The following is an 11,722-nucleotide window of genomic DNA, read 5'->3' as shown; positions in this document are numbered from 1 at the left end:
ATGAGGAGACACTCGCAAAAAAGGAGGTGCTGGAGGCTTATTTGCCATGGAAGGAAAAAATTAAGAGAGCATGTAAATAGAAAAAGGTTCCAGAGTCAATAGGACTTTGGAGCCTTTTCAATATACTTTGTTATTGGGCGGTTACAATATACTTTGTTATTGGGCGGTTACAATGATTGGAGGCATTACGCAACCATTGATCTACCATTTCGATTTCCTCCTCTGTCCATGTATTTCTGTTTAGCAGATTCTCTGCCTTTTCAATAATATCTGATGTCGATTGACTAAATTCTCTATTTGCAAAAAATTCAATCCATTGGCGTTGATTTTTCCCAAGTTGACCCTTACGAAACTTTTTCAGCTCAATGATAACCATTTCAAATGGTTTCCTTAATTCTACCTGGTCACCAAATGGTATTTCTAAAATTTGACAGCTATCTTTTTCAGTCATTACAAAACTGTGAATAGGTTTTTCGTCTTCGAAATACTTACTCGCCACTAAAGCAATCGAATAAATTGGGGAAATTTTATTATATATATCATGTGTCTGCGTGACCTTCTCACGAATATTGGGCAAGTCCTTCACCAAATGTTGGCAGGAATAAGTCCACAAACGCTTAATAAAACTATTTTGATAGGCAACCTGAATCTCGATAATGACCTGTGTCCCATCTTCTAACCGAGCCAAAATATCTACCCTTGTACTAAAGTGTCTAGTCCTTTCATTTTTCACATCCGCAATAGTCCCATTCAATATCTGAACAGATTTGGGACGAAAACCTAAAAAGGTATCAATAAAGTCAATGGTAATTTCGTGGTCATTGAAAATCTTTTTTGCAATAATATCAGCCATAGGACTGATTGCCTGACGGCGTTTTGTCATCTCTATCCCCCGAATAATTTGATTGAGAAATACTCTCTACTTATTTATTCGGAAAATATTCTAGTTATATTATAGCATGACATCTAAAAATTTTCTAGTAACCGTCCAGGGTAGTAGCACTAAAAAACGTTCCAAAGTCGTAGTGACAATGGAACGTTTTCAATAGACTCTGTTATCGAGCTACTACCTTAAATCTAGGTTATATTGAGTTAATTATTTTTCTAACATTATACTAATATGTGTTACTATACATCGCGACGACGCTTTGCAATGAATAACGCACTAGATAATAAACTTACTCCAAGTATAGAGGCAAATGAAGTATCTTCACCAGTTTGTGGTAAAGTTTTTGCTGAATTATTTGAAACACTTGAACCCGAAGGAATATTACCGATAGTATTTACAACTGTTTTAACCTCTGGCTTAACCTCTGGTTTAGGCTCCTCTGGGGTTGGAGGTGTTGGCTCGCCTGAACTTTCGCCTGTTGACTCTCCTGAACTTTCACCTGTTGGCTCGCCTGTAGTTTCACCTGTTGGCTCGCCTGTAGTTTCACCTGTTGGCTCACCTGATGTTTCGCCTGTTGGCTCACCTGATGTTTCGCCTGTTGGCTCACCTGAACTTTCACCTGTTGGCTCACCTGAACTTTCGCCTGTTGGCTCGCCTGAACTTTCGCCTGTTGGCTCACCTGAACTTTCGCCTGTTGGCTCGCCTGAACTTTCGCCTGTTGGCTCGCCTGAACTTTCACCCGTTGGCTCGCCTGAACTTTCACCTGTTGGCTCACCTGAACTTTCGCCTGTTGGCTCGCCTGATGTTTCACCTGTTGGCTCGCCTGAACTTTCGCCTGTTGGCTCGCCTGAACTTTCGCCTGTTGGCTCGCCTGAACTTTCGCCTGTTGGCTCGCCTGAACTTTCACCTGTTGGCTCGCCTGAACTTTCACCTGTTGGCTCACCTGAACTTTCACCTGTTGGCTCACCTGAACTTTCGCCTGTTGGCTCGCCTGATGTTTCACCTGTTGGCTCGCCTGATGTTTCACCTGTTGGCTCACCTGATGTTTCGCCCGTTGGCTCGCCTGATGTTTCACCTGTTGGCTCGCCTGATGTTTCACCTGTTGGCTCGCCTGATGTTTCACCTGTTGGCTCGCCTGAACTTTCGCCTGTTGGCTCGCCTGATGTTTCACCTGTTGGCTCACCTGAACTTTCGCCTGTTGGCTCGCCTGAACTTTCACCTGTTGGCTCGCCTGAACTTTCACCTGTTGGCTCGCCTGAACTTTCACCTGTTGGCTCACCTGAACTTTCACCTGTTGGCTCGCCTGAACTTTCACCTGTTGGCTCGCCTGAACTTTCACCTGTTGGCTCACCTGATGTTTCACCTGTTGGCTCGCCTGATGTTTCGCCTATTGGCTCTTCTGTCGTATCCTCTGGATTAACATTAAGAATTAAAGTAGTATCAAATCCATCAACATATCCTGGTGCAGATTCCCCGTGATTGATTCTATTTTCAATTACAGGACTATATGAATCTTGATAAAAATTAAAGTTGACAAAGTATTGATTAGTAAGTGATACAGGTTTTTTTGTATCCTCTTTCTTCCCTGTAGCGGGATTGACCGCCCATGTATCCCTATTTTGGATGAAATAAAGCCCCGAACTAATCATTGTATTGGGTTGATACTGAGGTAAACGACGTGTTTCTAAACTCGTCAAATTTAATGCATGTTCCCATTTTCTTTCAGGTCTAGTCTCTGATGCAAGAGTAAATAAACCAGTTCGATAACCTTCATAAATTAATTCTTTCAATCTCCCCATTGTCATTCCAACTAATGAAATACGATTATCATAATGACTGCTAGAAGTTGAATTAATGGTAGTAATAGTAAAGGTACTTGCTGGTCGTTGTCCCCATTCTGGATGCAAATCAAGCTGAGAGGAATCAAGTTTATTATTTTCTATTGCCTCTCTAATTATCCCTGTTCTTTCAGGTGTACCTGAGGATTTATCTCCCCAAGGGAAATACTCATATCCATGATAGCCACCTGTATCTCCTGCAACGATAACTGAAAGGCCTCTTTCCTTATCTATGGCATGAGCTTTGTTAGTTACCTCAAATGCAAGATCTTGCATGCCTACAGGAACATATGCTTTTTCTACTGTAACAGTTTGATTGTTTCGTGTTTGTTTATCAATAATTTGTTGTCTAATTTGATTAGCAATGTCAGCACTGAAGACATTGAGTTCTTCGAATTCCGACTCAGATAAATTTAATGGATCAACAACTCTGCTATTATCTTCAACTGAAGCAGCATAAGTATTTGAGACTAGGTGTTCTTTACCAAGATTTTCTAATAATTGAAGATTTTCTGCATCTTCTTTATATCCTGCCGCTTTTTTAGGTTGATTAAACACCAATACTCCATCAACTTCTTTCTGACCTTTCAACTCATTCATAATGGAATTGCGGTCTTCCAATGCAGAAATATACTCATCAGAAAGAGTAATCTTAGCATCTACGACATAGTTAGTTGTTTTTACTTCTGTTGAAGTCAAATCAATAGATTCAGCAGAAGCAAGACTTGTATCATTCTCTGCACTATTAGTATCAGCTATCAAACCTGTAACTTCTGTAGCATTGTTTTCGACTACTACTTCAGAAGCTTGTGCACTATTCGAACTATTTTCAACTACTGCCCCATCTAAAGTATTAGCATTTACTACGTTCCCACTGCCAAAAGCAATTAATGCTCCAATAATGACGGAAGCCGCCCCAAAGTGAACCTTACGGATCGAAAATAATTGTTTATTTACGAACATACTAGAATTCTTTCTTTTCATTGAAATCTCCTATAAATTAATAATCATAACCTATTATAAAACAACCTCTTAAAAATTGCAACAATTTTAAAAGGTTGTTTATTAAGACTTACCTGAAGGTTAGACATAAATATTATTATATCTCTGGACACAAAAATCTATCAGTAATTTAAGTATACTTTTATTAATATTTCGTAAAATATTCAGATTAAAATAAAAATTATCTAATCAAATTGAAAATTTTAGATTAGACTTAAGAGGCAGATAACTTACTCAGTTTAACAAATTACCTTAGTAGCCATAATGTTTCTTATCTCGTAATTTTGAAATAAGTGGGAAGTATACTGTTAAAATATAAATAACTCTTGCTTTTTGTCCGCCGTCGATACCTAAAAAATAGCTACGCCTGTTCTCAATTGCGATTTTTCTAAGTTTCGTTAATAGTTTTTTTGATTCATTTTTCATTAAGGCATTTGCTCTTAGATACTGTACCGCAATTCTTCCTTTTCTTCCTTGTATTGCAACCTTTGATTTTTTATAATTCTTAGGCAAAAGACTATCAATTTTTTCTGTACATAACAAAAAGTTTTCGAAATACTTTTCATATCCTAATGATAGTGAAGCTAATCTAGTCTTATTACTACTATTCCCATATATCATATAATTATATACAGGCGAATTCGTAATTTTTATTTTCCCTCCAGCATCAACTAGATAATTAATTACAAAAAGTAAATCCTCAGCCATAAAAATTTCAGAATCAAATCGTAAATTAGTAGCATGGATAATTTCTGCAATAAATAACTTATTCCATAGATAGCCTTGCGGACCCTTTTCTGAAATAATATATTCAATTGCTAAGTCAGTATCCAATTCATTTTTTGAGAAACTTGGAGTTGATTTCGTATTTTTCTCTAAATCAATAACATTATATGATGAGACAGCAAGAGTTACATCCTCATAATTTATATTATCAACTAACGTTTTTAAATAATCTCTTTCAATAGTATCATCCGAATCAATAAATGCAATATACTTCCCTTCGGCTAAATCTAAACCTACATTTCTTGCAATAGATACTCCTTCATTAGCTTTAGAAACTATTTTTATTTTTGGATGATTTTCAAATTTAGTTAAAATCTTATCTGAATTATCAGTAGAACCATCATTCACAATATATATTTTAAAATCAGTAAAAGATTGTGAGAGAATACTCTCTATACAGTTAAAAATAGATTTTTCACTATTGTATACTGGAACTATTACACTAATTGTTTCTTTTGACATACTACACGCCCTTCCTATATCTCCCAACTAGCTTTTTCTGAAAATGCTCTCTCCAAACCTTCTTCGACTTTAAAAGTAATTAAATCTAAATTTTCAATATCATCTCCATCATTTATACATATCATAAAATATCTTTTTCTTTGTAGTTCCGTCAAACACCGATTCAACTCCGTGATTTCATCATTTTTCTCAAAATCAATCATCAAACCTCGATATTTTGGAGAAATTGGATAGAAATTACCTGATGCTAATTGCCAATTTCTAAATAGCCACTGATTGATATCATTTTTATGGCGAAACTTATGATTGGCTGTCTCCATTAATGTATCTGTTTCCCTTAACCATACCTCCTTAAAAGTAGATTTTAAATAAGGTTGAGGCATATGATGTTGCTCAATTCCTGAGAATCTAGGTGAATGGCTAAATAGTAATGTCTTAAGATTTTTCTTTAAACCATATTGTAAATTTATCCATTGATATTTTCGATCTTTTAGAACTTTTTTGAAATCAAAATATTCATTTATTATGGAGATGGAATTATTGGCAATTTGATGTATCATCAAACTTTTCTTAACTGCATGAAGATGTAATGTAGCATAATCAACAGGTAGGTTATTAACAAAGAAATCCTCAGGTTTCGATGGTTTTAAAATTAATGTATCATCATTGAAATAAATAAATTTTTCTGATAACCCTGGAACTAAGTGCAAGAAACATTCGATGACATGCGATGAAAATGTAGGTAAATATTCTTTAGGAATAAATTCATTATGTGAAATAATGGTTAATTTACTATTTTCTTTATACCATTCTGGGACTTGATTAGCAGTTATTAGAAATATTTTGTTGACCCAAGGAGCATTCTTTTCAATACTTCTTAAAACATACTTTAAGGTCCCCCAATCACGGAATCTAGCACTATCTATTCCCTCTTTATTAATATTTCCATGAGTATATTTCGAACGTTCCTCAAGCCAATTTGAATCGTTACCGTCAACCCATGTAATTACAATATCAATAGAATTTTCCATTATTTCTCCTTTATTGAATCAATAGATTGAGTAATTGCCTTCTTTAGGTAGTGACCACTTTGAAGTTTTTCCTTAATTTGAATTGTATTCCTCACCATGTTTTCGTACTTTTCTTCAGTAATAGAATTAATCTCATCTGCTAACTCTTTCAATGATGAAACTGTAATTCCTACTCCATATTTAGTAACAAACTCTGATTCAGCTGCTTCTGACCAAATAATTACTGGTAAAGCAGAAGACAAATATAGTGATAATTTATGAGGATTGTTATATCGTAGATAATCCCCTGTAACTCCAGAACATGTTTCAATCGATGGACCATCCCATACTAGACCAAATCCATTGTTTAATTTACTCGGTACTTCTTCAGGTAAAAACGATCCTAAATAACTGACATTATGTATTTTATTATCACTATTATAATTTACACCCATCAAATTAAATTGAACTTTAGGAACTTGTTCAAGATTATATACATATGGGGATTTATCTTTTGCTAAGTTTCCTGCTATATACACGTTTTTAGAATAAGTAGTTTTTTCCTCTGATGATTTTTCACTTAAATAATCAAAAATTTCTAGAACAATCAGCTTATCTGATTCAACTCCACGCTTTATAAACCAACTCTTCATTTGTTGATTATGAACAATTAATCTATCAGCAATTTTCAACGTTTCTTGAAATTCTTTTTGATTTTTAGGATTATCATAGCGTAACAACTCTACATCATGTATCAGTGAAATTATCTTTACATCTTTCTTCTTTTTCAATTTCAACAATAGTTTCGTTCTTCCAAATTGACGAAATCTAAATGGATTTTGTAAAATTACTATTGAATTATTTTCAACTTGACGATAAATCTTTCGCCAATTTATGTAAAAATTCAGTTGACGTCTGAGTAAATGAATAATACTTTTTTTCCTTGTAGATACTAAGATTGGAATATCAATTGCTCCAATTTCTCTAAATATCTGTACTGCATCATTTGTTGCCTTACTCCCTGCATGATTTAAATTTTCATAATCTTCTATAATTTGATATGTTTTCACGTTCATTACCTCTCTAATTAATCAAAACTAATATATTAATCATTTTCAAAATTATTCAACCTCTTACCTCAACTCTCAAGAAATCTTATATGACTTTGAATATACTAAATTTAAGAGAATTAAAAAGAAATGATAATGCCAATGGATAGTGAGATCATCAATCACTCCGTGAATTGCAAAAATAAACATAATCAGAAAAAGGAAATAATGTTTCTGTCTATATAACCTAAACATCACAATTGTCAGCATGATACAATAAATTGTTACAAAAATTAAGCCATATCTTTGAAGTAGATTCAGATATAAATTATCTACGTACAGATATGTACCCACTGCCCTTTGTCCAGATGCATTTAAAGCATTTCCTATCCAAGTGATTTTTCTTCCCAGTAATCCAAAACCATATGTCGATAGTGACGAATATGACAAATATATTCTGTTCCCTAAAAAATTATTCAATAATAGAATCCAATCCTCCATAAACTTATATCTAATTGCTACCAAATAACTTATAATTGGAGCTATTAGATATATTGGTATGAAAACAAGGAGTAAATTTTGAATTTTTCCCCAGATATTTGGTTTTAAGAAATTTATCATACCAATCAATAGGATAGAAATACTTGACATAAAAGTCAGTCTTGAATTAGTTTGTAAAAAGATCCATAAAATAGCAATAAAAAGTAGTATCAGATTTCCGAGTTTTAAATTTGCTCTATTTTTATAAATATACATTGCAGTAATATTTAACATAACCGTAGACGGAAATAGTGAGTAAGTAAAACCAAGATAGTGTCTAACCCTCGTTTGAGAAATTTCAACATAGTCTACAATTATCCCTAATTTGCTACTAACTATTACAAAAAAGAAAATGAAAATTGCTATTGGTAATGCAATATTTAAAACATCATCTATTTTGTAGTTCCTTAGCAGATATATAATTACTAATGGATAGAGGAAGTTATAAGAATCTATATTGGATAGAAATAATAAAATAGCAAAACTAAAAATTACTAACGAAAATGCGAGAATTGATTTTGCCTCTAATTTTTTCAAAGAAATCTCATTTATTAATAACAAAATTATTGTTACAATTGGAATAAAGTTAGTAAAAAAACCAGGTATATACACAGAAAAAAAACTCAGTGACAATAATTTATATGAAAAATATATGGTAATTGCAAAATATAGAATATTATTTATTAAAGACTTTTGAAATCTAATTTTCATATTACACCCTAAAAACTCTTCCCATACTTCTTACCAAGAAACTTGGCTTCTAAGAACGACTTCCCTTTTTGGAAGAGATTGACTTTTTCCAAATACATAAACGGCACTTCCTTAACTGAATATCCTTTATGTAATAACCAAACGTTAAAGAGGCGTTCACTAATCCGCCCTGGGAACCGGGCTTCAAAAGCTGTCATATTCTCAGTGTCGATTTGACTAAGCAACTTGTCCAAAATTGGGAACAGCCATTGGCAATATTCATCTACCAATTCCTTACGCATGATAAACATATTGAAAACATAGCCACCTCTCTGCTTCATGAAGTAATCAAAAGCAGGCAGATACTCTGGTGAACTTTTTTCTAGTATAGCCCGTGTCAAATCCAAATGCTGACCATCAAAAGTATGGTCGTAATGAGAATAAATCGTTTCAATATAATACTTGCGTTTCTTAGGAACAATCACATCTGCTTCTGACAATAATTTTTCAATTTCAGTCTGATTAAGAACAACATCATCAATGTTGATATTTTCATCAAACTTTTTAGATACAGAAGTAAAATACCGACGATAGTGTACTAACCCAAGGTAATCACATTCTAAATTTTTCCAAGCCCAATAAAGACCTGATAATTCACTGTAAAAAGCATTCTGACTTGAAATATTGTCACCTGTATGATCACCTAAATACCCAATATCAGCTTTCCCTTCACGACCAACATGAATAGGAATATATAAGTTATGATCCTTTGGCATTGTCGCTTGTTTATGAGTAGCTACAATAAGCTTAATATTTTTCACTGTCTTTCCTCAATTCTAAAAATAGGAGAGGATAGAGCCCTCTCCTCATTTTTACTTCACTTCATTTCTCACGCACTGTAAGGCTGCTCCGATAACCTGGTGCATATCGTAGTAACGATAGTGACCTAAACGACCGCCGAATATAACATTCTCTTGTTGTTCAGCTAGGCGCTTGTAGGCTGTGTAGAGTTTATTGTTGCGGTCATTATTGACTGGATAGTATGGCTCATCCCCACGTTTCCATGTCTTAGAATACTCGCGTGTAATAATGGTTTTTTCTTGTGTACCAAACTCGAAATGTTTGTGTTCGATAATACGAGTAAACGGTGTTTCGCTATCTGTGTAGTTAACAACAGCATTACCTTGGTAATTTTCCATATCCAAGACTTCAGTTTCAAAACGAAGGCTACGATATTCCAATTCACCAAGCTCATAGTCAAAGAACTCATCAATCATACCTGTAAAGACAACTTTTGGATAGTTCGCCAAGTATTCTTCCTTATTGGCAAAGAAATCAACATTTGTCTCCACATCGATATTTTCATGATCCAACATTTTTTCTACAATCTGCGTGTAGCCACCGATTGGAATACCTTGGTAAGTATCATTGAAATAGTTGTTATCATAAGTCAATCGTACTGGTAAACGACGGATGATAAAGGCTGGCAGTTCCGTACAAGGCTTTTCCCACTGCTTTTCTGTGTAAGACTTAATCAGTTTTTCATAGATATCTGTACCAACAAGTGAAATAGCTTGCTCTTCCAAATTCTCAGGCGTTTTGCCACCTAATACTGCACGTTGCTCTGCAATCTTTGCTTCTGCTTCGGCAGGAGTGACTACGCCCCAGAGTTTGTTAAAGGTATTCATGTTGAAGGGAAGGTTGTAGATTTCACCCTTGTAGTTGGCAACCGGTGTATTTGTGTAGCGGTTGAACTCGGCAAATTGGTTGACATAATCCCAGATTTCCTTTTCAGAAGTATGGAAGATATGCGCACCATACTCATGGACCTGGATGCCTTCTACTTCTTTGGTGTAGATGTTACCGGCAATATGGTCACGTTTTTCAATCACCTTAACCTTTTTACCTTTTTTAGCTGCTTCATGAGCAAAAACTGCTCCGAATAAACCAGCTCCGACTACTAAATAATCATAATTTTTCATTTCGACTCTCCTATTTTCTGACTTTAGATGAAATCATATTCCATATTTCAAATACAAACTCTTCTTTTTGTAAGAATAAACTAATACCATATATGGTGAAATATAATCCAGATGTAACTACTAACGTCCAGAAAACATTGACTTGTAAAACCATAAACAAACAAGCTGTGGCAATTGTTGCAACTATTAAACTGATCAACATCTTGCTAAAATGAATCTTTTTCAAGATTGGCAAGATGAATTCCTTCAAGAAATAAAATTGAACAATCGCTACCGAGCACTCTGCAATCGTACCAGCAATTGCAGCACCACTTGCCCCAAGGAGTGGTATGGCAAAAATATTAACAAGTACATCAACCACTGCTCCTACAATAGTTGAATAAACGACTAATTTTTCTCTGTTTGTAGGAACAAGGATTTGAATACCCATTAAATTTGATAAGCCAATGAACAACACTGTTGGCATAATTAACTGCATTGGTAATACCGCTGGTAGAAAACTCTCTCCTGACAAGAAAAGTATGGCTTGTTTACTTAGTAAGATAAAGTATGTGACTAATGGCAGTGAAATAAAAAAGACAAAATTAAGAGCTTTTTGTGTCAGTCTTTCAAACTCCTCTATTTTTCCCTGTTCATAGTAATAAGATAAGCGCGGAAGTAAAACAGCACCAAGCGAAGTTACAACGCTGACTAAAATTTGTTTCACTTTTACAGCAGCAGAGTAATACCCTACTTCTTCACTTCCCTTGATAAATCCTAACATCGTCGTGTCAACATTTAGGTATATTGTTGTAGATACTGTTAAAAGAAAGAATGTGAAGGTCGGCTTTAAATGTTGGAAAATATCCAAGTCCGTCAAAGATCTCCATGAAACAATTTTACGTAAGTTGATAAAGTTCAACAGATTTGACCCGACCGCAGCAAAGACACTAATCGCTCCATAGATGATATAATCATCTGATGTTTTTACGAACAAAAACATCAATATTACTGATAAGAATTTAAATATGATAGAACGAATCGTAATATAGGAATATCTTTCTAAGGAACGATATAGCCAATCTACACCTAACACATTAAAAATTAAAGTTGTTGATAATACTAGATAAAGTATTTTCTCACTTTGCAGTTTATCAATAGACATGATACAAATGAATAGCAGTAAAAGAGAAATCCCCATAACGAAACTATTCAAAAGCATGATCTCTATAACGGTTTTATCTAGTTTTTCCTTGTCATCACGAACTTTGGCACAAGCTCTAATTCCATAAGTAGGAATCCCCAACATACCAATCATGGAAAAATACGTAACAATTGATGTGGCAAAGTTTATAGTACCAATTCCATCTGCCTGCAATACCCTTGAAACATACGGAAATGTAATAAGTGGAAAAATAAAGTTGGATATCGTCAAGATAAAATTCATAATGAAATTTAGCTTAACGGAACTTACTTTCTTCATATTCAATTTACT

General features: G+C 34.3%; 9 protein-coding genes. 1 reads left to right on the top strand and 8 read right to left on the bottom strand.

Annotated features, from left to right (window positions below):
* Positions 1-130 precede the first annotated feature (130 nt).
* The 5 genes from NF418_RS05135 to NF418_RS05115 form a co-directional block, all read right to left on the bottom strand.
* Entirely contained in the window at positions 131-883 is a 753-nt protein-coding gene (locus NF418_RS05135) for an Rpn family recombination-promoting nuclease/putative transposase (RefSeq protein WP_256778701.1), read from the bottom strand.
* A 245-nt stretch (positions 884-1,128) separates the two neighbouring features.
* Positions 1,129-3,711, bottom strand: a complete 2,583-nt coding sequence (locus NF418_RS05130) for a YSIRK-type signal peptide-containing protein (protein ID WP_256778700.1) — start codon at positions 3,709-3,711, stop codon at positions 1,129-1,131.
* A 270-nt stretch (positions 3,712-3,981) separates the two neighbouring features.
* On the bottom strand, positions 3,982-4,977 hold the full coding sequence (locus NF418_RS05125; RefSeq protein ID WP_256778699.1) for a glycosyltransferase: 996 nt from the start codon (positions 4,975-4,977) through the stop codon (positions 3,982-3,984).
* Positions 4,978-4,991: 14 nt separating this feature from the next.
* Positions 4,992-6,008 (bottom strand): Stealth CR1 domain-containing protein, encoded by a 1,017-nt coding sequence (locus NF418_RS05120; protein ID WP_256778698.1) that lies wholly within the window; start codon positions 6,006-6,008, stop codon positions 4,992-4,994.
* Positions 6,008-7,063 carry a glycosyl transferase gene (locus NF418_RS05115; RefSeq protein ID WP_256778697.1) on the bottom strand — a complete coding sequence of 352 codons (1,056 nt, stop codon included), beginning with the start codon at positions 7,061-7,063 and terminating at the stop codon, positions 6,008-6,010. The genes NF418_RS05120 and NF418_RS05115 overlap by 1 nt, the downstream gene beginning before the upstream one ends.
* A gap of 970 nt (positions 7,064-8,033) precedes the next feature.
* Here NF418_RS05115 and NF418_RS05110 point away from each other — a divergent pair.
* Entirely contained in the window at positions 8,034-8,273 is a 240-nt protein-coding gene (locus NF418_RS05110) for a hypothetical protein (protein ID WP_256778696.1), read from the top strand.
* A gap of 22 nt (positions 8,274-8,295) precedes the next feature.
* On the opposite strand, the gene NF418_RS05105 is transcribed toward NF418_RS05110, so the two are convergent.
* From NF418_RS05105 to NF418_RS05095, 3 genes are read right to left on the bottom strand one after another with little or no spacing between them, the layout of a single operon-like run.
* Complete coding sequence (locus tag NF418_RS05105; RefSeq protein ID WP_256778695.1) at positions 8,296-9,087, bottom strand: DUF4422 domain-containing protein; 792 nt, start codon at positions 9,085-9,087, stop codon at positions 8,296-8,298.
* 51 nt (positions 9,088-9,138) lie between these two features.
* On the bottom strand, positions 9,139-10,248 hold the full coding sequence (glf, locus tag NF418_RS05100; RefSeq protein ID WP_172053980.1) for a UDP-galactopyranose mutase: 1,110 nt from the start codon (positions 10,246-10,248) through the stop codon (positions 9,139-9,141).
* 10 nt (positions 10,249-10,258) lie between these two features.
* Complete coding sequence (locus NF418_RS05095; protein WP_373325947.1) at positions 10,259-11,710, bottom strand: flippase; 1,452 nt, start codon at positions 11,708-11,710, stop codon at positions 10,259-10,261.
* Between the last annotated feature and the right edge of the window lie 12 nt (positions 11,711-11,722).

This window comes from Streptococcus suis (assembly GCF_024509555.1).
Taxonomy (GTDB): Bacteria; Bacillota; Bacilli; order Lactobacillales; family Streptococcaceae; genus Streptococcus; species Streptococcus suis_AD.
Note: the sequence above shows the minus strand (reverse complement) of the source record. Positions and strands in the feature narration are given on the sequence as shown.

What these genes read in the sequence shown, in the direction of transcription:
- NF418_RS05130 (WP_256778700.1), bottom strand. Translation starts at nt 3,711, where the DNA reads ATGAAAAGAAAGAATTCTAGTATGTTCGTAAATAAACAATTATTTTCG.
- NF418_RS05120 (WP_256778698.1), bottom strand. Translation starts at nt 6,008, where the DNA reads ATGGAAAATTCTATTGATATTGTAATTACATGGGTTGACGGTAACGAT.
- NF418_RS05135 (WP_256778701.1), bottom strand. Translation starts at nt 883, where the DNA reads ATGACAAAACGCCGTCAGGCAATCAGTCCTATGGCTGATATTATTGCA.
- NF418_RS05095 (WP_373325947.1), bottom strand. Translation starts at nt 11,710, where the DNA reads ATGAAGAAAGTAAGTTCCGTTAAGCTAAATTTCATTATGAATTTTATC.
- glf (WP_172053980.1), bottom strand. Translation starts at nt 10,248, where the DNA reads ATGAAAAATTATGATTATTTAGTAGTCGGAGCTGGTTTATTCGGAGCA.
- NF418_RS05115 (WP_256778697.1), bottom strand. Translation starts at nt 7,063, where the DNA reads ATGAACGTGAAAACATATCAAATTATAGAAGATTATGAAAATTTAAAT.
- NF418_RS05125 (WP_256778699.1), bottom strand. Translation starts at nt 4,977, where the DNA reads ATGTCAAAAGAAACAATTAGTGTAATAGTTCCAGTATACAATAGTGAA.